At 71.1% G+C, this 25,504-nt stretch carries 22 protein-coding genes and 1 pseudogene; 10 read left to right on the top strand and 13 right to left on the bottom strand.

Annotated elements, in window-relative coordinates; all coding sequences use genetic code 11:
- Nucleotides 1-80 precede the first annotated feature (80 nt).
- The 5 genes from ABT025_RS22750 to miaA all read right to left on the bottom strand — a co-directional run bounded on the left by ABT025_RS22750 (nucleotide 81) and on the right by miaA (nucleotide 6,446).
- Nucleotides 81-1,535, bottom strand: a complete 1,455-nt coding sequence (locus ABT025_RS22750) for a M1 family metallopeptidase (RefSeq protein WP_350997320.1) — start codon at nucleotides 1,533-1,535, stop codon at nucleotides 81-83.
- Nucleotides 1,536-1,724: 189 nt separating this feature from the next.
- Complete coding sequence (locus ABT025_RS22745) at nucleotides 1,725-3,857, bottom strand: RelA/SpoT family protein (protein WP_350997318.1); 2,133 nt, start codon at nucleotides 3,855-3,857, stop codon at nucleotides 1,725-1,727.
- A 140-nt stretch (nucleotides 3,858-3,997) separates the two neighbouring features.
- Complete coding sequence (gene dapF / locus ABT025_RS22740) at nucleotides 3,998-4,870, bottom strand: diaminopimelate epimerase (protein WP_350997315.1); 873 nt, start codon at nucleotides 4,868-4,870, stop codon at nucleotides 3,998-4,000.
- A gap of 94 nt (nucleotides 4,871-4,964) precedes the next feature.
- The gene (locus ABT025_RS22735) at nucleotides 4,965-5,405 is read right to left on the bottom strand and encodes a hypothetical protein (RefSeq protein WP_350997434.1); all 441 of its coding nucleotides are present in this window, start codon (nucleotides 5,403-5,405) and stop codon (nucleotides 4,965-4,967) included.
- 102 nt (nucleotides 5,406-5,507) lie between these two features.
- Nucleotides 5,508-6,446, bottom strand: a complete 939-nt coding sequence (miaA, locus tag ABT025_RS22730) for a tRNA (adenosine(37)-N6)-dimethylallyltransferase MiaA (protein ID WP_350997313.1) — start codon at nucleotides 6,444-6,446, stop codon at nucleotides 5,508-5,510.
- A gap of 235 nt (nucleotides 6,447-6,681) precedes the next feature.
- On the opposite strand from miaA, the gene ABT025_RS22725 reads away from it, so the two are divergent.
- Entirely contained in the window at nucleotides 6,682-6,945 is a 264-nt protein-coding gene (locus ABT025_RS22725) for an antitoxin (RefSeq protein WP_350997310.1), read from the top strand.
- A 167-nt stretch (nucleotides 6,946-7,112) separates the two neighbouring features.
- On the opposite strand, the gene ABT025_RS22720 is transcribed toward ABT025_RS22725, so the two are convergent.
- Complete coding sequence (locus ABT025_RS22720) at nucleotides 7,113-7,826, bottom strand: class III extradiol dioxygenase subunit B-like domain-containing protein (RefSeq protein WP_350997307.1); 714 nt, start codon at nucleotides 7,824-7,826, stop codon at nucleotides 7,113-7,115.
- A gap of 55 nt (nucleotides 7,827-7,881) precedes the next feature.
- Complete coding sequence (gene miaB / locus ABT025_RS22715) at nucleotides 7,882-9,402, bottom strand: tRNA (N6-isopentenyl adenosine(37)-C2)-methylthiotransferase MiaB (protein WP_350997304.1); 1,521 nt, start codon at nucleotides 9,400-9,402, stop codon at nucleotides 7,882-7,884.
- 123 nt (nucleotides 9,403-9,525) lie between these two features.
- Here miaB and ABT025_RS22710 point away from each other — a divergent pair, with 123 nt between their 5' ends.
- Nucleotides 9,526-10,524: a TAXI family TRAP transporter solute-binding subunit gene (locus tag ABT025_RS22710; RefSeq protein WP_350997301.1), complete on the top strand. Its 999-nt coding sequence runs from the start codon at nucleotides 9,526-9,528 to the stop codon at nucleotides 10,522-10,524.
- Nucleotides 10,525-10,672: 148 nt separating this feature from the next.
- Here ABT025_RS22710 and ABT025_RS22705 read toward each other — a convergent pair whose 3' ends face one another.
- Nucleotides 10,673-12,067 (bottom strand): sensor histidine kinase, encoded by a 1,395-nt coding sequence (locus ABT025_RS22705; protein ID WP_350997298.1) that lies wholly within the window; start codon nucleotides 12,065-12,067, stop codon nucleotides 10,673-10,675.
- Nucleotides 12,068-12,082: 15 nt separating this feature from the next.
- Nucleotides 12,083-12,775, bottom strand: coding sequence for a response regulator transcription factor (locus ABT025_RS22700; protein WP_350997295.1), 693 nt, complete (start codon nucleotides 12,773-12,775; stop codon nucleotides 12,083-12,085).
- Nucleotides 12,776-13,095: 320 nt separating this feature from the next.
- Here ABT025_RS22700 and ABT025_RS22695 point away from each other — a divergent pair, with 320 nt between their 5' ends.
- The 7 genes from ABT025_RS22695 to ABT025_RS22665 all read left to right on the top strand — a co-directional run bounded on the left by ABT025_RS22695 (nucleotide 13,096) and on the right by ABT025_RS22665 (nucleotide 19,413).
- Nucleotides 13,096-13,884 carry an amino acid ABC transporter ATP-binding protein gene (locus ABT025_RS22695; RefSeq protein WP_350997293.1) on the top strand — a complete coding sequence of 263 codons (789 nt, stop codon included), beginning with the start codon at nucleotides 13,096-13,098 and terminating at the stop codon, nucleotides 13,882-13,884.
- A 69-nt stretch (nucleotides 13,885-13,953) separates the two neighbouring features.
- Entirely contained in the window at nucleotides 13,954-14,796 is an 843-nt protein-coding gene (locus ABT025_RS22690) for a glutamate ABC transporter substrate-binding protein (protein ID WP_350997290.1), read from the top strand.
- Nucleotides 14,797-14,870: 74 nt separating this feature from the next.
- Nucleotides 14,871-15,536, top strand: coding sequence for an amino acid ABC transporter permease (locus tag ABT025_RS22685; protein WP_350997287.1), 666 nt, complete (start codon nucleotides 14,871-14,873; stop codon nucleotides 15,534-15,536).
- A complete protein-coding gene (locus ABT025_RS22680; RefSeq protein WP_350997284.1) occupies nucleotides 15,533-16,423 on the top strand; it encodes an amino acid ABC transporter permease in 891 nt (296 codons plus the stop codon). The genes ABT025_RS22685 and ABT025_RS22680 overlap by 4 nt, the downstream gene beginning before the upstream one ends.
- A 239-nt stretch (nucleotides 16,424-16,662) precedes the next feature.
- Nucleotides 16,663-18,276: an FAD-dependent monooxygenase gene (locus ABT025_RS22675; RefSeq protein WP_350997282.1), complete on the top strand. Its 1,614-nt coding sequence runs from the start codon at nucleotides 16,663-16,665 to the stop codon at nucleotides 18,274-18,276.
- Between the two features lie 214 nt (nucleotides 18,277-18,490).
- Nucleotides 18,491-19,006 (top strand): cupin domain-containing protein, encoded by a 516-nt coding sequence (locus tag ABT025_RS22670; RefSeq protein WP_350997432.1) that lies wholly within the window; start codon nucleotides 18,491-18,493, stop codon nucleotides 19,004-19,006.
- Entirely contained in the window at nucleotides 19,003-19,413 is a 411-nt protein-coding gene (locus ABT025_RS22665; RefSeq protein WP_350997279.1) for a rhodanese-like domain-containing protein, read from the top strand. Before ABT025_RS22670 ends, ABT025_RS22665 begins: the two co-directional genes overlap by 4 nt.
- 136 nt (nucleotides 19,414-19,549) lie before the next feature.
- On the opposite strand, the gene ABT025_RS22660 is transcribed toward ABT025_RS22665, so the two are convergent.
- Nucleotides 19,550-22,105, bottom strand: a complete 2,556-nt coding sequence (locus ABT025_RS22660; RefSeq protein WP_350997276.1) for an FtsX-like permease family protein — start codon at nucleotides 22,103-22,105, stop codon at nucleotides 19,550-19,552.
- Nucleotides 22,102-22,770: a helix-turn-helix domain-containing protein gene (locus ABT025_RS22655; RefSeq protein WP_350997273.1), complete on the bottom strand. Its 669-nt coding sequence runs from the start codon at nucleotides 22,768-22,770 to the stop codon at nucleotides 22,102-22,104. Before ABT025_RS22655 ends, ABT025_RS22660 begins: the two co-directional genes overlap by 4 nt.
- 768 nt (nucleotides 22,771-23,538) lie before the next feature.
- Here ABT025_RS22655 and ABT025_RS22650 point away from each other — a divergent pair.
- Complete coding sequence (locus ABT025_RS22650; RefSeq protein WP_350997271.1) at nucleotides 23,539-24,174, top strand: DUF6197 family protein; 636 nt, start codon at nucleotides 23,539-23,541, stop codon at nucleotides 24,172-24,174.
- 178 nt (nucleotides 24,175-24,352) lie between these two features.
- Here ABT025_RS22650 and recX read toward each other — a convergent pair whose 3' ends face one another.
- Both recX and ABT025_RS22640 read right to left on the bottom strand, forming a co-directional pair.
- Nucleotides 24,353-25,102 (bottom strand): recombination regulator RecX, encoded by a 750-nt coding sequence (recX, locus tag ABT025_RS22645; RefSeq protein WP_350997268.1) that lies wholly within the window; start codon nucleotides 25,100-25,102, stop codon nucleotides 24,353-24,355.
- A gap of 3 nt (nucleotides 25,103-25,105) precedes the next feature.
- Nucleotides 25,106-25,504, bottom strand: a pseudogene (locus ABT025_RS22640) (recombinase RecA); the annotation flags it as partial.

Raw genomic sequence — 25,504 nt, 5'->3', positions numbered from 1 at the left:
TCCCCGAGGGGAATTCTCCGGTCCGGCCGCCGTGGCGACTCGTCGATAGTGGCACGGCGGGCCCGGCCCGTCACGCGGGTTTACCGCTGCCGCGCCGGTGTCGTGCTCCGCCAGTCCGGGTGCCCCGGCATGGGCGGCGTCTTCTTCCCGTACAGCCAGCCGTCGAAGAACGCGGTCAGGTCGCGTCCGGCCACCCGGGACGCCAGAGCGGTGAAGTCCGCCGTGGCGGCGTCGGAGTCGCGGTGCTTCCTCACCCAGAGCCTCTCCAGCCGGTCGAAGGCGCCGCTGCCGATCTCCTGGCGGAGCGCGTACAGGACCAGCGCGCTTCCGTCGTACACCACCGGCCGGAACAGGCTGAGCTTCTCGCCCGGCGCCGGCGCGGCGGGGCGGGCCGGCGGGCCGCCCCCGGCGCGCCAGCCGTCCGAGCGGGTGTAGGCGTCGCGCATCCGTCGCTCAAGCGGCCTGTCCGCGTGCTCCTCGGCGTAGCGCGCCTCGTACCAGCTGGCATGACCCTCGTTGAGCCAGAGATCGGACCAGGTCCGCGGGGAGACGCTGTCGCCGAACCACTGGTGGGCCAGTTCGTGGACCATGACCGAGTCGACGTACCACGCGGGGAAGCCGCCGTCGTTGAACAGGCGCCGCTCGAAGAGGGAGAGGGTCTGGGTCTCCAGCTCGAACCCGGTCTCGGTGTCGGCGACCAGGACGCCGTAGTTCTCGAAGGGGTAGCGGCCGACCTGCTGTTCCATCCATTCCAGCTGGCCCGGGGTCTTCCTCAGCCAGGGTTCGAGCTTCTCCCGGTCGGCGGCGGGCACGACGTCTCGCACGGGCAGCCCGTGCGGACCTGTGCGCTCGACGACGGTGGACCGGCCGATGCTGACCTGGGCCAGTTCGGTGGCCATGGGGTGTTCGGTGCGGTAGGTCCAGGTGGTGCGGTCGCCGTGGCTGATCCGCCCGGTGCGCAGGCCGTTGGCCACCACCGTCAGATCCTGCGGGGCCGTGACGCGGAAGGTGAAGTACGCCTTGTCGGCGGGATGGTCGTTGCTGGGGAAGACCCGGTGTCCGGCGTCGGCCTGGTTCGCCATGACGAGCCCGTCGGCGGTCCGCACCCAGCCCCCGCTCTCCTGCTCGCCCGAGGGGTCGCTGGTGTGGCGGACCGTGATGCGCAGGGGGACTCCTGCCGGGAGCCTGCCCGGTGGCTCGATGACCAGGTCCTCGTCCTCGGTCGCGAAGTCGGCGCGCAGACCGTTGATCTCGACGGAGCGCACGGTGCCGCGGGTGAAGTCGAGGTTGATCCGCTCCAGCGGCTCGGTCGTCCGTGCGTCGATCGTGGTGACGGCGTCCATCGGTTCGCTGTTACGGCCTCCGTAGCTGAGGCCGATGTCGTAGGCGAGTACGTCGTATCCGGGGTTGCCGAGATGCGGGAAGAGCGGGTCCCCGATGCCGAGGGGCACCGGTGCGGGCAGGGTGGCGGCGACGAGGGTGGCCGATGCGGTGGCCAGGAGGGCGGCCCGCAGGCGGCGGGAGAGGAACGGCATGGACTACGGCTACCAGCGACGCCCCGCCGTAACGGGACGGCGCGCGCCGCGCCACCCGAACGAGATCCGCCGTGGCGGACGGCGCCAATCCCGGTCGAGCGCGTAAGCCGGGCACTTGGCGCAGCTCACGACCGGTCCCGGTCAGAGCGTGACGGCCGGGCGCAGGGCGCAGCTCACGACCGGTTCCGGTCAGAGCGCGGCGGCCGGATGCTGGGCGCGGCTCACGTCGTACACCCCCGGGACGTCACGCATGGCGCGCATCAGCGCGGGCAGTCCCGCGGCGTCGGGGAGTTGCAGGGTGTACGTGTGGCGTACGCGCTGTTCGCTGGGGGGTTCGACCGTGGCGGAGATGACCGCCGCGTCCGCTCCGGCGATCGCCTCGGTGAGGTCGGCGAACAGCCGGGGCCTTCCGAAGGACTCCGCGACCAGGGTCACCCGGCATTCGGCCGCGTCGCCCCAGCTCACGACGACCGGCACCCGGCCGACAGCCTCCATCCTGGCCACGACGGGACACTCCAGCCGGTGCACGGTGACGGCACCTCCGCGCACCGTGAATCCGGTGACGTCGTCGGGGGGTACGGGGGTGCAGCAGCCCGCGAGCCGGACGGTGGTGTCGGGCCGCTCGACCACCGCGCTCACGGTGCGGCCGGCCGGCCCGGCGGATCCCGGTCGCGCGGGCCGGGAGGACCTGGCGGGTTGCGGGCCGGGCCTGCGGCCGTCGGAAGGCGTTGCGGCGGCGGCCTCCGGGTCCTGCGGATGGGCGTCGAGCCAGCCGGTGATGGCGATGCGGGCGGTGGGCGTCCGCGCGTGGTCGAGCCAGTCGGGTGAGGGCCCGGACGCGGCGTCCTCGGCGAGGAGCGGCTGGACCGTGTCACCGTCGCCGAGCACGGTGCTGAGCGTGGCCAGCCGGCCGTTGACCCGGGCCCCGATACAGCTGTGTGCGGCGTCCCCGTACTGCGCGTAGGCGGCATCGACGCAGGTGGCGCCCGCCGGCAGGCCGAGCGTGCCGCCGTCGGTGCGGAAGACGGTGATCTCGCGGTCCTGGGCGAGATCGGCGCGCAGCGTGGTCCAGAAGGTGTCGGGGTCGGGGGCGGACTGCTGCCACTGGAGGAGCCGGGAGAGCCAGCCGGGGCGGGTCGGGTCGGCCCGTTCGCCGTCGGCGGGTTCCGCGCTCGGTGCCGTGCCGTCCGCGGTGTACGGATTGCCGAGCGCGATGACGCCGGCCTCGGCGACCTTGTGCATGCGGTGGGTGCGGATGAGGACTTCGGCGACCTCGCCGTCCGGGCCCACCACCGCGGTGTGCAGCGACTGGTACAGGTTGAACTTGGGTGAGGCGATGAAGTCCTTGAACTCGGAGATCACCGGGGTGAAACAGGTGTGGAGCTCGCCGAGGACGGCGTAGCAGTCGGCGTCCTCGCCGACGAGCACCAGCAGGCGTCCGAAGTCGCTGCCGCGCAGTTCGCCGCGTTTGATCCGGACGCGGTGCACGGAGACGAAGTGGCGTGGCCTGAAGACCACTTCGGCGGTGATGCCGGCATCCCGGAGCACCGCCGCCACGTTGTCCGCGACGGCGGTGAGCGGGTCCCCCGCGGCGGTCGCGGCGGAGATCACGGCGCGGGTGTGCACGTACTCCTCGGGGTGGAGGATGGCGAAGACGAGGTCCTCCAGCTCGGTCTTGAGCGCCTGGACACCGAGCCGTTCGGCGAGGGGGATCAGTACGTCGCGGGTGACCTTGGCGATCCTGGCCTGCTTCTCGGGGCGCATCACGCCGAGCGTGCGCATGTTGTGCAGCCGGTCGGCGAGCTTGATCGACATCACGCGCACGTCGTCGCCGGTGGCGACGAGCATCTTGCGGAAGGTCTCCGGCTCGGCGGCGGCCCCGTAGTCGACCTTCTCCAGCTTGGTCACACCGTCGACGAGGTAGCAGACCTCCTCCCCGAACTGGTCCCGCACCTGATCGAGTGTCACCTCGGTGTCCTCGACGGTGTCGTGGAGGAGGGAGGCGGTCAGCGTGGTGGTCTCGGCGCCGAGCTCGGCGAGGATGAGGGTGACCGCGAGCGGGTGCGTGATGTAGGGCTCGCCGCTCTTGCGCATCTGTCCGCGGTGCGAGCTCTCCGCGAGGACGTAGGCCCGGTGCAGCACGGAGAGATCGGCGTCGGGATGGTGGGCCCGGTGTGCCTCGGCGACATGGCCGATGGCGTCCGGCAGCCGGTCCCGGGAGACCGGGCCGAGCAGGGCGACCCTGCCGAGCCTGCGGAGATCGATCCGGGGACGGCCCCGCCTGCGGATGGGAGCACCTGGGTTGGTGGCCTCTGCGCTCATGGGGCACCTCCGGCAACGTCGACCGGCGGTGGGAAGGTGCGGTCGCGCCTCCGGGCCGGTGCTTGATGCTACCGACCCCACCACGTGGCGGAGTCCGGCTCTCGCCCAGCGTGAAACGGATCACCCATTCGAGCGAAGCTCTATCCCCTGAGCGTTTCGAGCCAGACCGGATCGATCATGCCCTCGGCGACGATCACGGCCGCTCCGGTCATCTCGATCTCACCGTCCGGGTGCTCGGTGATCACCAGGGTGCCGCCCGGCAGATCGACGGTGTACGTGACCGGAGCCCCGGTCTCCGCAGGGTCCGCCGCGTCCCGGCGGGCCGCGGCGACGGCCACGGCGCAGGCGCCGGTGCCGCAGGAGCGGGTCTCGCCCGAGCCGCGCTCGTGGACCCGCATCGCGACGTGCCGGGGCCCGCGGTCCACGACGAACTCGATGTTGACCCCGTCGGGGTAGACGGCGGCGGGCGTGAACGACGGCTCGCGGAACAGATCTCCGGCGTGCGCCAGATCGTCGACGAACGCGATCGCGTGCGGATTGCCCATGTTCACGTTGCGGGCGTCCCAGCTGCGGTCTCCGACGGTGACCGTGACCCCGTCGGCGGGAAGCAGGGCACGGCCCATCGAGACCGTCACGTCGCCGTTCTTGGCGAGGTGCACCTTCTTCACGCCGCCGCGGGTGGCGACCGCGAGGTCGCCCTCCTCAACGGCGCCGGCGCGCTGCAGGTACCGGGCGAAGACCCGCACGCCGTTGCCGCACATCTCGGCGACGGAGCCGTCGGCATTGCGGTAGTCCATGAACCACTCGGCCTCGCCGGCCATGGCCTGCGCCTCGGGGTGCGCGGCGGACCGCACGACGTGCAGCAGACCGTCGCCGCCGATCCCCGCGCGGCGGTCGCACAGCCCTGCGACGACGGCCGCGGGCAGGTCGAGGGCGTTGTCCGGGTCCGGGACGATCACGAAGTCGTTCTCGGTGCCGTGGCCCTTGAGGAAGGCGATCTGCGAGTTGGTCACAGGACAACTGTACGAGCCCGCGCCGACGACCCGGAGAACCGGCCCGCCGGACGGGAGGGTCGCCCGGGCCGTCACCCACGGCCCGGCCCGGTCCTCAGTTCTGCAGTCGTGCCACGCGCCAGACGGCCAGTGCGACCAGTACGGCGCACACCGCCACGTACAGCGCGATCACCCGCCAGTCGGCCCGCTCCCCGGAACCCCTGGACGGCAGTCCCGGCCAGGTGTGTCCGACGCGGCGGGCCGCCATCATGCCCCAGCCCGCGGCGCAGCAGCTGATCAGCAGTCCCAGCATCGCGACCACCGGTCCGCCGTCGCCCACCTCGAAGGCGAGAGGGAAGGCGAACATCAGCGATCCCAGCGCGGCGAGCATGACGATCGGCGCGAGCTGCCAGATACGCATCCGCCGGGCGGGACGCAGCTCCACCTCGACCTCGGGGGTCACAGCGAGCTCGTCGGGCCCGTCGGGGCTCAGGCCTCCTGCGTCGTGCTGCGTGTCCGGTGCGTCTTGCTCTGTGTCGCGAGGGCCGGCCTCCATCGCCACGCGCCCTCCCAACTCGGACTGGTCGATCGATGCTCGATGATGGCACGCCACGGGTCGCCGAATTGACGGGCGGGGCTTCCCGATGCCATCACGTGATCAGGCTGTAACCGCTCGTTCGACCAACGCCAGCGCCCGGCCCGGGAGTTCCCCACGATGCTCCACGGCACCGTTCAGCCACTGGACGCGCGGGTCGCGGCGGAACCAGGAGTCCTGGCGGCGCGCGAAGCGTTTGGTGGCGCGCACGGTCTCGGTGCGCGCCTCGTCCTCGGTGCACTCCCCTGCCAGTGCGGTGAGCACCTGCTGATAGCCGAGCGCCCGGGAGGCGGTGCGTCCTTCCCGCAGACCCCGCGCCTCCAGGGTGCGCACCTCGTCGACGAGTCCGGCCTCCCACATCCGGTCGACCCGGACCGCGATGCGTTCGTCGAGCTCCGGGCGTGCCACGTCGACGCCGATCTGGACGGCGTCGTAGACCGCATCGTTACCGGGGAGGTTGGCGGTGAAGGGCTTGCCGGTGATCTCGATGACCTCCAGCGCCCGCACGATGCGCCGGCCGTTGCTCGGCAGGATGGCGCGGCCCGCCTCGGGGTCGGCCGCGGAAAGCCGCTCGTGCAGCGCTCCGGAGCCGTGCTCGGCCAGTTCCGCCTCCAGCGCGGCCCGGACGCCGGGGTCCGTCCCGGGGAACTCCAGGGCGTCGATCGCACCCTTCACGTACAGCCCTGAACCACCCACCAGGACGGGCGTGCGGCCTTCGGCGAGCAGCCGGTCGATCTCGTGGCGGGCCAGGCGCTGGTACTCCGCGACACTGGCGGTCTCGGTGACATCCCAGATGTCCAGCAATCGGTGGGGTACGGAACCGCGCTCGCCGAGCGTCAGTTTGGCGGTGCCGATGTCCATCCCCCGGTAGAGCTGCATGGAGTCGGCGTTGACCACTTCGCCCCCGAGCTGCTGGGCGAGGAACACCCCCAGGTCGGACTTTCCTGCTGCGGTGGGACCGACGACGGCGATGACCCGCGGTGCGGGAGCTGAACTTCTCACTGACACAGTCTCGCAAACCTCGGGGCCGTTCCCGAATGGGCGATGCGCGGGCCGTGGGTGGCCACCCGGTCACGCACGGCCGAGTAAAATGATGTCTACATACGGGTGGTTTCTCATGGTTCCGCCATTTCCTCCAGAACCGCCGATGCCGCGACCGGGAGAGTGCGGGGCGGCACGGTGGGTACCGGGGCCGGAGAGAGCACGCGCACGCAGCCCCCAGCAGAGAAGGTGTCCGATGGGCTTCATGGACAATTTGAAGGCGAAGCTGAGCCCCGCGAAGGACAAGGTGAGCGACCTCGCGCAGCAGCACGGGGACAAGATCGACCAGGGGCTCGACAAGGCCGCGCGGACGGTGGACGCGAAGACCAAGGGCAAGTACAGCGACAAGATCGTGTCCGGCACGCAGAAGGCCAAGGGGGCCGTGGACCGGCTGGCCCACAAGGACGGGGACGGTACGCCGCCCGCCCCGGGCAGCACACCGCCGCCGCCCGCTTCCTGACACCGGACAGGCACGACAGCAAGACGGCCGCGGAGCCGCAACGCTCCGCGGCCGTCGTGCGTGCAGTGCGTGCAACGCTTTCGGCGCGCGTAAGGCGCGTGCAGTGCGTGCAACGCTTTCGGTGCCTGCAGTGCGTGCAGTGCGTGCAGTGCGTGCGACGGTCAGGATCAGGACCAGGCGGCGACCATGTAGCCGACACCGTACGGCGCGTCGTCGTACAGCAGCCGGCCGTTCAGCCCGGCGCCCTCGGCCGCCCCCGCGAGCACCTGCCAGGGCGCGCGGCCCGCAGCCTTGAGTTGGTACGCCAGCGCCTCGTCCAGCGCGATCAGCGCGCCCGTGTCCGCCGCTCCCAGCGCGTGCGAGGCCACCGCGTCGAACCCGGCGGCGCGCTCGTCGAGGTAGCCCGGCGACTTCAGGGTGCGGCAGGCGCTGCCGTCCCCCATCACCAGCAGCGCGACCCGGTCCGCGCGGGCGGCCAGCGCACGCCCCGTCTCCGTGCAGCGGCCGGTCTCCAGCGACTCCCCCACACCGAGCGCCTCGACCGGGGTGCCCGCCCAACCGGTGCGGGCCAGCAGCCACGCACCGACCGCGAGCGACGGGGCGAGCGGGCGCTCGGCGACCGTGCCCAGGTCCCGCCCCAGCCGTACGTCGACGTCCACACCGAACTCCTGGAAGCCGCCGGTGGCACCCTCGGGGTACGGTCCCCGGCCCGCGAGGTCCGCCGGGCCGATCACGATCAGCAGATCGGGCCGGGAGGCCGCGAGGACGCCGAGGGCGTCGGTGCACGCGGTCCTTGCGGCATCGAGCTCGGGCGCGGCGCCGGAGGCCACCTCGGGGACCAGCAGCGGCGGACAGGGGCAGACAGCGGCGGCGACAAGCATGAGGGGCAGCGTACTTGTCCGGCCGCCGGACCCCGCGCGGGAGCCCGTACGCCCGTCAGTCGCAGCCGCAGCCCGGTGCCGAGGCGGCCGGCAGCGGTGCCGGGGCACCGATCCCGGGCAGGCCCAGCATGACGCCGGCCGGCTTGGCGGCCGCGGCGGCGGTGCGCTTCTCCCAGGCGTCGCCCGAACGGGTCCGCCGCACCCCGAGGGGCGCGCCCTCGGCAAGGAGGTGGTGCGGGGCCGCGTAGCTGATCTCGACGGTCACCACGTCGCCCGGCCGTACGTCCTGGCCGGGCTTGGTGAAGTGGACCAGTCGGTTGTCGGGGGCGCGGCCGGACAGCCGGTGGGTGGCGCCGTCCTTGCGGCCCTCGCCCTCCGCGACCATGACGTCCAGCGTGCGGCCTACCTGCTTCTTGTTCTCCGACCAGGAGATCTCCTCCTGGAGGACGGACAGGCGCATGTAGCGCTCCTGGACGACCTCCTTGGGGATCTGCCCGTCCATGTCGGCGGCGGGGGTTCCGGGGCGCTTGGAGTACTGGAAGGTGAAGGCGTTGGCGAAGCGTGCCTCACGGACCGCGTGCATGGTCTGCTCGAAGTCCTCCTCGGTCTCACCGGGGAAGCCGACGATGATGTCGGTGGAGATCGCGGCGTCCGGCATCGCGGCCCGCACCTTGTCGATGATGCCGAGGAAGCGTTCCTGCCGGTACGAGCGCCGCATCGCCTTCAGGACCGTGTCCGAACCCGACTGCATCGGCATGTGCAGCTGCGGCATCACGTTCGGCGTCTCGGCCATGGCCGCGATCACGTCGTCGGTGAAGTCGCGCGGGTGCGGCGAGGTGAAGCGGACCCGCTCCAGGCCCTCGATCCGCCCGCAGGCGCGCAGCAGCTTGGAGAAGGCCTCGCGGTCGCCGATGTCGGAGCCGTACGCGTTGACGTTCTGGCCGAGCAGGGTGATCTCGGAGACGCCCTCGGCGACCAGTGCCTCGATCTCGGCCAGGATGTCGCCGGTCCGGCGGTCCTTCTCCTTGCCCCGCAGCGCCGGGACGATGCAGAAGGTGCAGGTGTTGTTGCAGCCGACGGAGATCGAGACCCAGGCGGCGTACGCGGACTCGCGGCGGGTGGGCAGCGTCGAGGGGAACGCCTCCAGGGACTCGGCGATCTCGATCTGCGCCTCCTCCTGGATACGGGCGCGCTCCAGCAGCACGGGCAGCTTGCCGATGTTGTGCGTACCGAAGACGACGTCGACCCAGGGGGCCCGCTCGACGATGGTGTCGCGGTCCTTCTGTGCGAGGCAGCCGCCGACCGCGATCTGCATCCCGGGGCGCTTCGTCTTCATCGGGGCGAGCCGGCCGAGGTTTCCGTAGAGCTTGTTGTCGGCGTTCTCCCGCACCGCGCAGGTGTTGAAGACGACGACATCGGCGTCGCCGTCGGAGCCCTCGGGCGCCCGCACGTAGCCGGCGTCCTCCAGCAGCCCCGACAGCCGCTCGGAGTCGTGGACGTTCATCTGGCACCCGTAGGTGCGCACCTCATAGCTTTTTCTGACGTCCACTGCTTCGCTCCGGTTGCCGCTGCTCATGCCACAAGGGTAGGCGCTGCACGGAGGCCTTCCGCCGCGGGAGGTTTCCGGGCCGTCGCGGCAGCGGGGAGATCCGCGGGCGCCCCTGGCCAGGGCGGGGAAACACCTGGCAGGATCGCCGCCATGCTCCCGGCACTGTCCCGAATCGGCCGCCGTCGCTCGCTGCGTGCGGGCGCCGCCCTCGTCGTCGTGCTCGGACTGCTCCTGTGGTGGCTGCTCCCCCTCGGCGACCCGGCGCCGACCGGGACGCTGAAGTTCAGTACCGGGGTCCGCAGCGGCGTCTACGAACGGTACGGCGAACGGCTCAAGGGCGCGCTCGCCAAGGACCTGCCCGAGGTGTCGATACAACTGCAGACGAGCGAGGGCTCGCAGCAGAACATCGCCCGGGTCGCGACGGGCGAGGCCGACTTCACCATCGCCACCACCGACGCCGTCGCCACCTATCTCCGGGACGGCAAGCCCGGCGCCGACCGGCTGCGCGGCTGTGTGCGGCTGTACGACGACTACATCCAGCTGGTCGTGAAGCGGGAATCGGACATCCGCAGGGTCGCGGATCTGCGCGGCAAGACGGTCGCGGTCGGACAGCCGGGGTCGGGGGTGCGGCTGGTCGCCGACCGGCTGATGACGGCCGCGGGCCTGGACCCCGTGGGCGACGTGACGGCGGTGCCGGCCGGGATCGACACGATGCCGGAGCTGCTGGAGAACGGCCGCCTCGACGCGTTCTTCTGGTCCGGCGGACTGCCGACCACCGCTGTGGCGGAGCTCTCGGACCGGTTCTCGGTCCGGCTGGTCCCGCTGGAGGACACGCTCATCAAGGAGCTCCAGGCGGCCGGCGGGTCCACCCGTTACTACCGCTCGGCTGTGATGCCCGCCGACGCCTACGCGAACGCGCAGCAGGGGCAGGCCGTCCCCACGGTGGCGGTCGCCAATGTGCTGGTGACCACGGACCGCACCGACGCGGCGATGACGGAGGCGTTCACCCGGACCGTGATCGACAGCCGGGACCGGATCGGGCGCGAGGTGCACGCCGCGCAGCTGGTGGACCTGCGGACGGCGATCTACACGGATCCACTGCCGCTGCACGAAGGGGCCAAGCGCTACTACCGCTCGGTCAAGCCCTGAACGAAGGGGCCAAGCGCTGCTACCGCCAGGTCAAGCCCTGAACGAAGGGGCCAAGCGCTGCTACCGCCAGGTCAAGCCCTGAACGAAGGGGCCAAGCGCTGCTACCCCCCGGTCCAGCCCTGAGGCCCTGCCGCGGTGGCCCGGCGCCTCAGCTGTGCGGGCCGTTGCGCGGCACCGAGACCGTCACGCGCAGCCCGTGCGGTTCGTTCCGCGCGCAGGAGAGGGAGCCTGCGCTCGCGGCGAGGAGCGCCTTGGAGATGGAGAGGCCGAGGCCGGACCCGCGGACGTTCTGATGCTGGGAGCTTCGCCAGAACCGGTCACCGACGCGCTCCATCTCCTGCTCGGTGAGCCCCGGTCCGCCGTCCGCCACGACGACGGTGACGCACGTGCTGTCGGAGGCGACCGTGACCCGGACCTCCTCGTCCTCGGGGGTGAACTTGAGGGCGTTGTCGATGATGGCGTCGAGCGCGCTGGACAGGGCGATGGGATCCGCCCAGGCGGTGACGGCCGAAATGCCGTCCGCCCGCAGCCGTACGCCCTTCTCCTCGGCCACCGGCCGCCATGAGGCGACCCGTTCGGAGCTGAGTGCGCCTATGTCCGTGAGCTGCAGATCCGCACCGGTGTGCTCGGCCAGCGCCAGGTCGAGCAGGTCGTCGAGAACCTGGCCGAGGCGCTTGCCCTCCGTACGCACGGAGGCGATCTCCTGGTTGCCCTCGGGCAGTTCGAGGGCGAGCAGCTCGATCCGCAGCAGCAGTGCCGCCAGTGGATTGCGCAACTGGTGGGAGGCGTCCGCGACGAAGGCGCGCTGCTGCTCCAGCACATCCTCGACGTTGTCGGCCATCTCGTTGAACGAACGGGCCAGGCGCCTGAGTTCCGGGGGCCCGCCCGACGCCGCCACCCGGGACCGCATCCGGCCGCTGGCGATGTCGTGGGCTGCGGCGTCCAGTGTCCGTACGGGGAGCAGGACCCAGCCGGTGAGCCGGTTCGCGGCGCCGACGGCCACCAGCATGGCGATCACCTCGCCCGCGGCGATCAGGAGCCAGCCGCGGAGTGTGGCGGCGCGCATCTGGCCGGTGGGCGAGTCGATGACCACGACGGCGATCACATCGCCGTCCCGCACGACGGGCGAGGCGACGACCACCCGGCCGTCCTGCCAGGGCCAGACCTGGGGCGGGTCGTGGCTGCGGCGGCCGAGCAGCGCCTCGTTGAACGCCTCGCGGCCCTCGCCCTCGACGGGCAGCCGCCAGGACCCCGGCGCCTTGGCCATCGCGGAGTCGTCGCGGTAGAAGACGCCGGCCCGGATGCCGTACACGGAGTCGTACGTCTCCAGTTCGCCCTGGAGCGTACGGCGCCGCTCGTCGTAGCCGCTGGTGCGCTCGGTGATGAACTGGGCGAGCGCGGCGAAGCGTGCCGTGTCGTCGATGCGGTCGATCACGACGCCCTGCTGCTGGGCCGCCGCCACGCTGACCGCCAGCGGGAAGCCCAGGGCGAGCAGGACGGCAGCCATGAGGACGATGAGGAGGGGAAGCAGCCGGGTACGCAACAGGACGTACGCCTTCTACGCGGACGGCGCGACGAGGCGGTAGCCGACCCCGCGCACGGTCTCGATCAGGGCGGGCAGCCGCAGCTTGGAGCGCAGGGAGGCGACATGCACCTCCAGGGTGCGGCCCGTCCCCTCCCAGCTCGTACGCCACACCTCGCTGATGATCTGTTCCCGGCGGAACACCACCCCGGGCCGCTGGGCGAGCAGCGCGAGCAGGTCGAACTCCTTGCGGGTGAGCTGGACTTCCGTACCGTCGACGCTGACCCGGCGGGTCGGCAGCTCGATGTGCACATGCCCCAGGCGCAGTGCCGCGACGGGCGTGGGAGCGGTGTCCTCGGGACCCGTCTTGCGCCGGCTGACGGCGTGGATACGGGCGAGGAGCTCACCGGTGTCGTACGGCTTGGTCACGTAGTCGTCGGCGCCGAGGTTGAGTCCGTGGATCCGTGAGCGGACATCGGCCCGCGCCGTCACCATGATCACGGGTACGGAGCTGCGCTTGCGGATCTTCCCGCAGACCTCGTATCCGTCCTGGTCGGGCAGGCCGAGGTCGAGGAGCACGACACCGAAGGGTTCCGTCTCGGTGGGTAGGAGCGCCTGCAGGGCCTCCTCGCCACTGCGGGCGTGCACCACTTGGAAGCCGTGCCGCGCGAGGATCGCGGACAGGGCGGCGGCGACGTGGTTGTCGTCCTCGACGAGCAGCAGTCTCATGGCCCCCCTCTCTCTCCGTATGTGCGGTGTCTGTGCGGGCACGTACACCGCTGGTCACTTCCCCGTACCGGGGCGTTTCACGTCAGGGTGTATCAGGGCATCCACTCCGATGACCGGTGGGCCAGTCAAGTGCCCGCCCGTTACATCCGGGTTTCCGTTATGCACCCGGTACGCCCCGGGGCCCCGCAAGGCGCCCCGTTCACACGGAGTGTCCGGTTGCCGCCGGATCGTTATGCTCAATTTCCGCTCAGATGTAATGACGCTGGTCGCACTGCGTCACTAAGGTCCTTCCCAACCGAGGAGGACGGAGCAAGAAGCCGATGAGCGGAGTTTCAGTGACCAAGGGCGCCGAGGACGCTGCACCCGCGCCCGGCGGCGACCTGGTTGTGCTGAGCAACGTCAACAAGCACTTCGGCGCGCTGCATGTGCTCCAGGACATCGACCTGACGATCGCCCGTGGCGAGGTCGTGGTCGTCATCGGACCCTCCGGGTCCGGGAAGTCCACGCTGTGCCGCACGATCAACCGCTTGGAGACGATCGACTCGGGCGCGATCTCGATCGACGGAAAGCCCCTGCCCGAAGAGGGCAAGGAGCTGGCGAGGCTGCGTGCCGATGTCGGCATGGTCTTCCAGTCGTTCAATCTCTTCGCGCACAAGACGGTGCTGGAGAACGTGACGCTCGGCCAGCTCAAGGTCCGCAAGGCGGACAAGAAGGCGGCCGAGGACAAGGCGCGTTCACTGCTCGACCGGGTGGGCGTCGGGACCCAGGCCGACAAGTACCCCTCCCAGCTCTCCGGCGGTCAGCAGCAACGTGTCGCGATCGCACGGGCGTTGGCGATGGACCCGAAGGTCATGCTCTTCGACGAGCCGACCTCCGCGCTCGACCCGGAGATGATCAACGAGGTGCTGGAGGTCATGCAGCAGCTCGCCCGTGACGGCATGACCATGGTCGTCGTCACCCATGAGATGGGCTTCGCGCGTTCCGCGGCGAACCGGGTCGTCTTCATGGCGGACGGGAAGATCGTCGAAGAGGCCACGCCCGACCAGTTCTTCAGCAACCCGCGCAGTGACCGGGCCAAGGACTTCCTGTCGAAGATCCTTCACCACTGATGGAGCCTTCAGCGCCGGTTTCACGACCGGCTGATCACTCACATCACGTCAACTCTAGGGAATTTCACCATGCAGCTTCGTAAGGTCACCGCCGCCTCGGCCGCCGTGCTCGCTCTCGCCCTGACCGCCACCGCCTGTGGATCCGACGACAAGGACGACGCGTCCGGTTCGGGCGGCGGCAAGAAGATCACGATCGGTATCAAGATCGACCAGCCGGGTATCGGTCTGAAGACCCCGGACGGCAAGTTCACCGGCTTCGATGTCGATGTCGCCACGTACGTGGCCAAGGAACTGGGCTACGACGCCAAGGACATCAACTTCAAGGAGACCAAGAGCGCCGACCGCGAGACGTCGATCGAGCGCGGTGACGTGAAGTTCATCGCCGCCTCCTACTCGATCAACGACGAGCGGCTGCAGAAGGTCGACTTCGCGGGCCCGTACCTCCTCGCCCACCAGGACATCCTGGTCCGCGCGGACGACACCTCCATCAAGGCGCCCGAGGACCTGAACAACAAGAACCTCTGCTCAGTCACCGGCTCGACCTCGGCGCAGAACGTCCACGACAAGCTGGCCCCGAAGGCTGAGCTCCAGGAGTACGGCGGCTACTCGGAGTGCCTGACCGGTCTGGAGAACAAGGCTGTTGACGCGCTGACCACGGATGACAGCATCCTGGCCGGCTACGCCTCGCAGGACGCCAACAAGGGCAAGTTCAAGCTGGCCGGCTTCAAGATGACCAACGAGAACTACGGCATCGGCCTGAAGAAGGGCGACGCCGACCTCAAGAAGAAGATCAACGACGCGCTGACCAAGATGGTCTCGGACGGTTCGTGGGACAAGGCCGTGGAGGCCAACTTCGGCCCGGCAGGCTACAAGAACGAGCCCGCCCCGAAGATCGGCAACGTCGTCAAGTGAAGCAGGGCTGACCGGGCGCGCCGCCACTGACGGCGGCGCGCCGTGCCCTCCTACACGCAGAAGCGCGGGAGATCGTGTTCGACTTTCTTGATGGTTACGACCTGCTGGGGGCCTTCTGGGTGACGGTGCAACTCACCGTCTACTCCGCCCTTGGCTCCCTCATATGGGGAACGCTGCTGGCCGGCATGAAGGTCAGCCCGGTCCCCCTGATGCGCGGTTTCGCGACCGGCTATGTGAACGTGGTCCGGAACATTCCGTTGACCGTGATCATTCTCTTCTCGTCGCTGGGTCTGTTCTCGACGCTCGGCGTCAAGCTCGGCGGCGACGGCTTCACGAGCATCAACTTCCGGCTCGCGGTTCTCGCCCTGAGCGCCTACACCGCCGCGTTCGTGTGCGAGGCGCTGCGGTCCGGCATCAACACGGTGCCGGTCGGTCAGGCCGAAGCGGCACGCGCCCTCGGCCTGAGTTTCACCCAGGTGCTGCGGCTGATCATCCTCCCGCAGGCCTTCCGCTCGGTCGTCAATCCGCTGTCCAACGTGCTGATCGCGCTGACGAAGAACACCACCGTCGCCTCCGCGATCGGTGTGGCGGAGGCCTCGTACCTGATGAAGGGCATGATCGAGAAGGAAGCGCAGCTCATCCTGATCTCGGCGGTCTTCGCCTTCGGCTTCATCGTTCTGACCCTCCCGACCGGCCTCATCCTCGGCTGGGTGAGCAAGAAGGTGGCGGTGAAGCGATGACCTCGGTCCTTTATGACGCCCAGGGGCCGCGCGCCAAGCGGCGGAACATCCTCTACACCGTCCTGTTCGTGCTCGTCGCCGCAGCTGTGGTCTGGTGGGTGTACGACGGTCTCGCCTCGAAGCACCAACTCGACTGGATCAAGTGGAAGCCCTTCTTCACCAGCCCCCAGCCATGGGAGACGTTCATCTGGCCCGGGGTCCAGAACACGCTCAAGGCGGCGTTCTTCGCGCTGATCATCGCCCTGCCGCTCGGTGCCTTGTTCGGGATCGGCCGGCTGTCGGACCACCGGTGGATGCGGGTGCCGTCCGGCGTGGTCGTGGAGTTCTTCCGGGCCATTCCCGTGCTGATCCTGATGATCATCGCGAATGCGGTGTACTCCGAGTACACGAACATCGACACCGAGACCCGTCCTCTGTACGCAGTGGTCACAGGCCTGGTGCTCTACAACGCCTCGGTGCTCGCCGAGATCGTGCGCGCCGGCATCCTGACCCTCCCCCGGGGTCAGACCGACGCGGCCAAGGCGATCGGCATGCGCAAGGGTCAGACCATGGTCTTCGTTCTGCTGCCACAGGCGGTCACCGCCATGCTCCCCGCGATCGTCAGCCAGCTCGTGGTGATCGTGAAGGACACCGCACTGGGCGGCGCGGTGATGACCTTCCCTGAGCTACTGGCTTCTGTCCGGCCGATGGCCGCGAACTACGGTTCGAACACCATCGCGTGCTTCACGATCATCGCCGTGATCTACATCGCGCTGAACTTCACTCTCACCTCGTTCGCGAGCTGGCTGGAGCGGCGGCTGCGGCAGAGGAAGAAGAGCACCGGCTCGGGGGGCGCGCCGGAGACGATCGATGCGCCGGTGGTCGTCATGGACTCGGCGGCGGCCTGACGGCTCGTCGGCAAGTGTCCGCGAGGGGCGGTGGCGCACATGCCACCGCCCCTCGCCGCGTTCCGGTGTCACTTGACGCGCGCACCCCCAGTAGGTTGCATACGTTCTGTGATCGCGCCCCGAGCCTCCGCTGCCGCATCTCCTTCGACGCCGCCCTCCGTCTCAGGGGCCGTCCCGGCCTCCTCGCTCCGCTCGTGCGCCTCCGTGCGTCCGGCCACAGGTGTTCCGGGGGCCGCGCCGTGGACCCGGTGATCATCGTCGGTGCCGGGCCTGTCGGCCTGGTGCTGTCGCTCGCTCTCGCGGCGCAGGGCGTGCCCTCCGTGCTCCTCGACGAGGACCCGGGCAAGGACGAGACGCGCCCGGCCCGCACGGTCGTGCTGCGCGAGGACACCGCCGATCTGGTGGAACGGCTCGGCTGCAAGACGCTCCAGGACGAGGGCCTGCGCTGGTCCGGCTGGCGGTCCATGCGGCGTCGGCAGCTGGTACGGGAGCTCCCGCTCGGCGAGAGTGCGCCCGACGGCGATCCGCCGGCCGCCCCCGTCCACGTCCCGCAGCACGCGCTGGTGCGGGGGCTGCGGGACGCGGTCGCCGCGCAGGAACTCGTGCAGACGGCCCGGCTCAGCCGGATCGACACGCTGGAGCAGGACCCCGACGGGGTCACGGTGCACACGCGTGAGCCCGGTTCCACCTGGTGGCGCGGGAGTTACCTGGTCGGCTGCGACGGGGCACGGTCCACCGTGCGCAAGCTCCTCGACATCCGGTTCCCCGGGCGTACGGCGGTGGAGCGGCATGCCGTCGCCGCGCTGCGCACCGAGCTGCCCTGGCCCGGAAAGGCCGTACTGCACCGGCTGCCGCCCTGGCGCACCGGCGGCGCCGAGGTCACTGCTCGGCCGCTCCCGGACGGTGTCTGGCGGCTGGACTGGCTGCTGCCGCCACGCGGCGAACTCGTCACGCCGGACGCCCTCGTCACCCGGGTCCGGGACACCCTGGCGGGCTGGTGCGGCGAGACACCCCCGTACGAACTGCTGGACACCGGCGTCTATACGCTCCACCACCGGCTCGCCCGGAGGTGGCGGGTGAAGCGGGCGTTCCTCGCCGGGGACGCCGCGCATCTGCTGGGCGCCCTCGGCACGCAAGGGCTCGACGAGGGGCTCCGGGACGCCGAGAACCTGGCGTGGAAGCTGGCACTGGCCTGGCATCAGGGCGCATCCGATGTGCTCCTCGACAGCTACCAGGCCGAGCGCCGGGCGGCGGTCGCCTCACGGCTGCGCGCCGCCGACCAGTCGCTGCCGATACTGCGGGGCGGCGGGGGTCTGCGGACCCTGGTCCCGGGGAGCGCACGGGGGCACGATTCGCTGCTCACCGACGGACATCTGGGTTGTGGCCCCCTCGGTGCGCCCCCGTCCTACTCCCATTCCCCCCTTGCGCCCCCACGCGCCGAGGCGCACATCTCCGTGGGTACGCCCCTCGGTGCGCCGGTCGCGAATGTCCGGGTCACCGCGCCGGACGGAACGTCCGTACGACTGAGGGAACGGCTCGGACAGGGGCACCTGCTGGTGGTGCTCGTGGCGCCGGGCACCGGGGTCTGGGACCGACGGCACTGGATGCGGGCCGGGGTCATGCCCCGGCTCGTCGAAACGGTCGACGGCATGCCGGTGAAGGCGGAACTGCTGGTTACCGAGAGCTACCCGGGTGCATCCGCCCACACCGTGCTGCTCGTCCGGCCGGACGGCCATCTCGTGGAGTCGTTCGGTGGGGTCCGGCCTGCGGAACTCCTCGCGGCGGCGGACGCGGCGCGCGGCGGCGCGGTCCTCACCTCCGCACGCTGCGGCCGGACCGCAGACGTCAATTGACCGACGCAGGCGCGCATGGTCTACTCCGGAACATGACCGACACCGATGTGCGCCTGTGGCGGAGGGTCCATCTGGACCTGCTCCGCTATGCGGGCTGCGTGTGTCGCCCGTCCTGCTGAATCGCCTTCTCCTGCTCCGTCGCGCGCCGTGACGTGCGGCCGGGGCGTCCACGCGAACTCTCAGGACGGTCCCTGTGTCTGCCTCCCCCTCCCCTGTGCCCGTACGTACGTCCGACCCCGGTCCGACCGCTGCGGAACTGCTCGACTTCGTCCGCCGCAGCGCCGCGGACACCGCGCTCATCGCCTCGCTCCCCCTCGACCCGGAGGGCCGTACCTGGACCAGGCTCGACGGACCCGGCGGCAGTGAGGCGTGGCTGATCGGCTGGCCGCCCGGCACCGGAACCGGCTGGCACGACCACGCCGACTCGATCGGCGCCTTCCTCACCGCGGCCGGCACGCTGAAGGAGCACTCGCTCGCGGCGCGGCTGCCCACCGACGGCTGGAAGACCCTCGAGCTGTCCGAGGGTATTGACCGGTCAAGGGAGTTGACCGCGGGTCAGGGCAAGGCGTTCGGCCGGCACCACGTCCACGAGGTGCTGAACGAGTCCGCCACGGAGCACGCCGTCTCCGTCCACGCGTACTACCCGCCGCTGCCTCAGATCCGGCGCTACAGCCGCACCGACGCAGTGCTCCGCCTCGAGCAGACCGAACGTCCGGAGGACTGGCAGTGAGCGGCACACAGCACGGCGGTGGCGACAACCCGGTCGGGATCGACGAGCTCCTGGATCGGGTCCGGACCGGATACGAGCGGCTCGGACCGCAGGAGGCGAAGGCGGCGGCCGAGGAGGGCGCCCTGCTCGTGGACATCCGCTACGCGGAACTGCGGGAGCGGGACGGGCTGATTCCGGGGGCGCTGATCGTCGAACGCAACGAGCTGGAATGGCGGCTGGACCCGCAGGGCAGCCATCGCGCGGCGGAGGCCGTGGGCCACGGTCTGCGGGTGGTGGTGATCTGCAACGAGGGGTACGCGTCCAGCCTCGCCGCCGAGTCGTTGCACCGGCTCGGGCTGTACCGGGCGACGGACCTGGTCGGCGGCTTCCAGGCCTGGCGCGCGGCGGGGTTCCCGGTCGAGGTGTGACCAGGGACCTGGACCGGGGGGCCCGGACCGGGAACCCCGGCAGGCTCCCGGCCCGGGCGTGACCAAGGACCCCGGCGGGCTCCCCGCCCAGGCGTGACCGGGAGCGTGCAGGCCCGAGACGCGCCCGGGTCGTCGGTCACCGGCTCGTGACGGCCTCCACCGGGCGCGCCTTCAGGGCCAGTCGGCCGGGCAGTGCGGTCGCGATCAGGGCGAGCAGCGCGGCGGCGCCCACCACGGCCGCGTACGCCAGTGGCCTCACCGTGGGCGCCGCGCCGCCCGTCATGCCGATGCTGAAGGCGGTCAGTACGGCGAGCGCGATCCCGGTGCCGAGTGCGGTCGCGACGAGCAGGACCGACAAGGCCTCGATGCGGAGCATCCGCAGCACCTGTCGGCGGGTCGCCCCGGCCAGTCTGAGGAGCGCGAACTCCTTGAGCCGCTCGGAGACCGACATGGCGAGCGTGTTGACGACGGCGATGGCGGTGAAGGCCAGGACCAGCCCCATGGCGAGCAGATTGACATCGGCGTTCTCCTGCTGACGGTCCGCCCGGAGCCGGTCGGCGGCGGCAGGCGGGACACCCGCGACGCCAGGGAACTCTCGTACCGCAGCCGCCAGTTCGCCTCGACTCACGTCACCTGCGACCAGGACGGCAGCCGCGAGGGGATTGTCCATGTGCTGGGCGAGCAGGTCGTGCGGCAGCGTCAGATCGCCGAAGCCCAGCCCGCGGCGGTAGACGGCCGCGACCGTGAGAGTGGCGGGGGTGCCGTCGCCGAGGTGCAGCTTCAGTTCGCTGCCGGGGCGCAGTCCCAACTGGTCGGCGGCCAGTTCGCTGACCGCGGCGGAGCGGGAGTCCGCGGTGAACGAAGCGAGCGACCCGCCCGTCACATCGGGGTCCCAGGTGTGTGCGAGACCTGCTGGGGTGACGCCCTGGGCCGGGTACTTGGCGAGCCCGACCCGGACGGTCGTGCGGACCACCTCCGTCGCGGCGGTGACGCCGGGCGTCGAACGGACCGCCTCGGCGGCTTCCGCCGGGACACCGGGGCCCTGCGCGCCCAGCACCCAGGTGGCCCGGACGCCCTCACGGGCCTGGGCCAGGGCGGCGTCGCCGAGGGTCGGCTGGACGAAGAGAACCGTGCAGGTCATGCCGATGAGGAGGGTGAGCGGGGTGACGACGGAGGCCATCCGGGTGGAGTTCCCGCGAATGTTCGCCGTGGCCAGGATGCCGACGTGTCCGGCCGCCCTGAGCACACCTGCCAGCAGGACGGCGGCCCCTCGGACAAGGAGCGGGCCGAGCAACGACACCGCCGTGGCCAGCACCACCACGGCCAGGAAGGTCACGGGCGTCGAGGCGGCCTCGGTGTGCAGGATGCTCAGTACGGCGACGAGCACCCCGCCACCGATGAGCAGCACCAGACCGGCGGCGATGCGGCCCCGGGCCGGGCGGCGACGCTCGACGGCGGACTCGGCCATGGCCTCGGCGGGCCGGAGGCGGGCGATACGGCGGCCCGAGATGCGGGCGGCGGCCCAGGCGCCTAGGAGCGTGACGGCGAGGGCGGCGCACGCGGGAAGGATTCCGGCCGTCCGCTCCAGCGTCGCCGGAACAACACCCATGTCGATGAATCGACTGTGCAGCCACCCGGCCAGCGGCAGCCCGGCAAGGGCGCCCAGCACACCGGCGACGGCACCCACCACCAGCGCCTCACGGCCGAGCAGGCGGCGGACCTGCCGTGACGTGGCGGCGACGGTACGCAACAGGGCCAGCTCGCGGTGGCGTTGCTGGATGGAGAGCGCGAAGGTCCCGACCACGACGAGTACCGCGACCAGCAGCGAGGTGCCGCCCATGGCACCGCCCATGGAGACCAGCTTGATCCGTGCGCCCGCGGCGTCCAGGAACTCGACCGGGCCGCGCTCGTCTCCCGTCGAGAGCTGGAAGGTGCTGCCCTTGAGGGCTTGCGCGACCTGTTGCTTCAGCCGGTCGGTGTCCGCACCGGCTTCGGGCAGCACCCCCAGGGCGGAGACCTGACCGGGGCGGGCGGCGAGGCGTTCGGCCTCCGCCGTTGAGAAGAACAGTGAGGTCTGCTGCCGGAGTTCGCCGTGCCCGTCCGGGGCGGCGATGCCGCTGACACGGTAGGTGCGAGGGGCCCGGGTGGACTGCACGGTGAGCCGGTCGCCGGTCGTGAGGCCCGCCCGCTCGGCGAGTCCCCGGTCGATCACGACCTCATCGACGGAAACCGGGCCACGGCCTGCGGTGAGGGCGAACGGGGTGAGCGGGGCGGAGTCCCAGGAGTGGCCGTACGAGGGAAGGGCGCCGCCTCCCACGTGGTCGGGCAGTCCCAGGGGCTCGGCGAGGAAGGTGAGTTCGGGAACGATCGCGCGCACACCCTCCAGGGTGCGGATCCGGTCGGCGGCGGTGGCGGGGAGCCAGGCGCGTTCGGCGACCGGCTTGGCCTTGTGTTTGACCTTCGTCTTCCCGTTGCCCCTGTGCTTCACGGTGGTCCGGTGGACGTTCTGGTCCGCGGAGACGAGGAGGGGTGTCGCGGCGTAGCGCTCGGTGGCGATCCGTCCGCGCAGGCCGGTCTCCAGGAGGGTGCCGCAGGCGGTGACGAGAGCGGCGGCGCACATGAGGGCAAGCAGCGCTCCGAGAAATCCCCCTTTGCGGTGGCGGATCGTCCGCAGGGCATAGCGCAGCATCATGATGCGTCCGTCTCTCTGCTGTTGTGGTCCGTGGAGGCGCCCTCAGGTCCGAGGGCCTCGTTGCCCGGCCCGGGGAAGGCGAGCAGACGGGTGTGGACCGTGCGAGCGCCCGGCGGGGTATCTGCGTCGGGGCGCTTGTAGCGGTTCATCAACGCGATGTACTCCTCGAAGAACTCCTGGAGTTCTTCGAGCGTGAGCCGCAGCGAGCCGCGTGAGTAGGCATGCCCGTCGGCCCACTGGTCGGCGCACCGCCCGTCGGCGCCCCGGCCGTTCACCGCAGCACCGCTCTCGCGCTGGAGCCGATCGAAGAGCGCGAGGTCGGCGGCGTACGCATTGTGGTTCAGCTCGTCCATGACGACCCGCATCCCGGGTGTCCGGCGGGACGGCGGCGGAAACCGGCGGTCGCCGGGAACGGCCCGCCACCATCGCGCCCTGCACGCACCCGGATCCTGCGGCACGTTGTCGGCGACGAAGCCGTACCGGGCCAGTTCGCGCAGGTGGTAGCTGGTGGCCCCGGTGTTCGGGCCCAGAGCGCGGGCAAGAAGCGCCGCCGTCGCGGGGCCGTGCAGGGTGAGGTGCTGAAGGATCTGCCGGCGTCGCGGCTGGGCGAGGGCCTTGAGTGCGGCCAGCTCCGTGATCTCGGTACCACCGGGCTTCTCTGGCATGCATCACACACTGCTCTGTGCACGGATACCTGTGCACTGGAGCGTTCCGGCGTCTTCGTAAGGGGGCTTTCCCCCGTGCCCTGACGAAGGAGAGCGGGCACCTCCCCGGCATGACCGCGGGGCCCCGCGTCGCGGTGGGGCCGGGCCCGCGTCGCGGTGGGGCCGGGCCCGCGTCGCGGTGAGGCCGGGCCCGCGCCGCGGTGAGGCCGGGCCCGTGCCGTAGCCGAGCCGGGGCCCCGCGTCGTGATGAGGGTGCCCCACGCCGTGGCCGGGCGGCCTCGCGCCGTAGCCGAGCCAGGGCCCCGCGGCGGGGCCGAGCCGGCACGTTAACCGAGCCGATCCTCACGCCGTGGTGGGGTGCCCCACGGCGTGAACGGGCCGGGCTCCGCGCCAAAGCCGAGCCGGGGCCCACGCCATAGCCGAGCCGGGGCCCACGCCGTAGCCGAGCCGGGGCCCACGCCGTGGCCGGGCCGGGGCCCCACGCCGTGGCAGGCACGCCCCGGCCACGATCCGCCGGCTCGTGTCCCCGGCCGCCCGGGCCCCCTTCCCCAGCCCTGATCCGCCCGCTCCGACCCACAGGTGGGATGCCCGGCGGAAATCACCGGCGGGATGCCCGGTGGAAACACCGGGGATCCCCGGAATCCGTAGCGACACACCCGTTTGGCCTTGCTCCGGTGGAGCGAACCGCGGGCCGGACGGACATTCGGCTCAACGCCAAGCACCGCTACGGCGTCGCCATGCCACCGCTACGACGGGGAGCCCGCACCCATGCCGACCACCGCCCTCACCCCCGACGAACTCGACGTCCAGGCCGCTCGCCTCCACGACACGGAGACCTGGCAGCAGATCGTCACGGGCTGGGAACTCACTGCCCCGGAGCCCCCGCACCCCGTCTCACCCGAAGACGCGCAGGAGCGGCCGGCCCCCTCGGGCGACTGGCGCGATCTGCTGTCCGTACCGGTGGATCAGCTCATCGCCGACACGGTGCGCGCGCTGCCCGCGGCCCTTCCGCGCGAGCGGCCGCTTCCCGGGCGTCTCGGTGCCGTACTGCCCGACCGGCTGCACGCCTGGCGCCGCATCGGGCAGCCGGAGGTGCGGCCCTCCGTCCACCTCGCCCATGCACGGCGGATCCTCACCGAATGGGGCTGGCAGAACACCCCCTACCGGCTCCGCAACGCCCGGGGCGCCCGATGCGTCTGCGGCGCCATGCTCACTGCACACCGCCTGGGCTACGGATCGGTGCACACCGTCGACCGGGCCGGCGCCTGGCTGATCTCCGAACTGCGCTCCCAGGGCTGGACCGGACTGATCGGGCCTTGGAACCGCTACCCGGGGCGCACAGCCGCGGACGCTCTCGCCCTGATCGACGCCACCATCAGCCGTGCCGCCCGCGCCGGTCAGTAGCGGCCTGCCGACGGCGGACAGTCACGACGCGACCGGACCGGAGTGCAACGAACTGAAGGCAATCAACTGAGGGCGATCAACTGGAGGCACCAAGCCGAACGAGCACGAGGGCGCTGAGGAATCTGGCTGGGCCGGGCTGGGCCGGGCCATGACGCCCTGAACGAGCTGCCGGTGACACTCAGAACGGGTCGTCCAGCCCCTCGGTGTCCTCGCCTTCCTCCTCCAGGGCCCTGCGCACCACGCGCAGAGCCATCCCCTCCCCGTACCCCTTGCGGGCGAGCATGCCCGCAAGGCGGCGAATCCGCTTGTCGCGTTCCAGGCCCCGGGTGGACCGGAGCTTGCGTGCGACGAGGTCACGCGCCGTCTCCTCCTCCTGCTCGGAGTCGAGCTGACCGACGGCCTCGTCGATCACGGAGGCCTCCACGCCCTTGGTCCGCAGCTCACGGACGAGCGCGCGGCGGGCCAGACCGCGGCCGTGATGCCGGGATTCCACCCAGGCACCGGCGAACGCGGCGTCGTCGATCAGCCCGACGTCCTCGAAGCGCGACAGCACTTCTTCGGCCACCTCGTCCGGGATCTCCCGCTTGCGCAGGGCATCCGCGAGTTGTTGGCGGGTGCGTGCAGTCCCGGTGAGCAGCCGCAGGCAGATGTTGCGCGCCTGCTCGACCGGGTCCCGCGGCTCCCCCTTCTCGGCCCTCGACGAGGAAGGGGAGCCGCTGCTTCTGGAACGGGACCGGGAACGCCGCCCTGCCCCCTCGCCGAATCCGTTCCCCGAACCCGTACCTCTGCCGTAGCCGGCCCCCGTTGCCGGCTCATGGAAGAGGTCGGATTCGCCATCGGATCCGGTGGTGTGTCCGGCGGCGGATTCGGGGCCGGGACCCGCGCCGGATTCCGCAGCGCTGCCCGGCCACTCCGTACGACGCGTCACGGTCTAGCTCTTGGCTGCCGCCGTCTTGGCCGGCTTGGCCTTGCCGGCCGGAGCGGACACCGACTTCGCGGCGCCGTCGGCCGGAGCCGCTGCGGCTCCTGCGGCGTCCGCGCCGGGCTCGGCAGCCGTCTCGGGCCGCACACCGACGCCCAGCTTCTCCAGGATCTTCTTCTCGATCTCGTCGGCGAGGTCGGGGTTGTCCTTGAGGAAGTTGCGGGCGTTCTCCTTGCCCTGGCCGAGCTGGTCGCCCTCGTACGTGTACCAGGCGCCGGCCTTGCGTACGAAGCCGTTGTCCACGCCCATGTCGATCAGGCCGCCCTCGCGGCTGATCCCGTGGCCGTAGAGGATGTCGAACTCGGCCTGCTTGAAGGGCGGCGCGACCTTGTTCTTGACGACCTTGAC

Origin of the sequence: Streptomyces sp. NPDC002809 (assembly GCF_040295435.1) — a bacterium.
Taxonomy (GTDB): domain Bacteria; phylum Actinomycetota; class Actinomycetes; order Streptomycetales; family Streptomycetaceae; genus Streptomyces.
The sequence above is the reverse complement of the archived record's forward strand: the minus strand, read 5'-3'. Positions and strand labels throughout refer to the sequence as shown.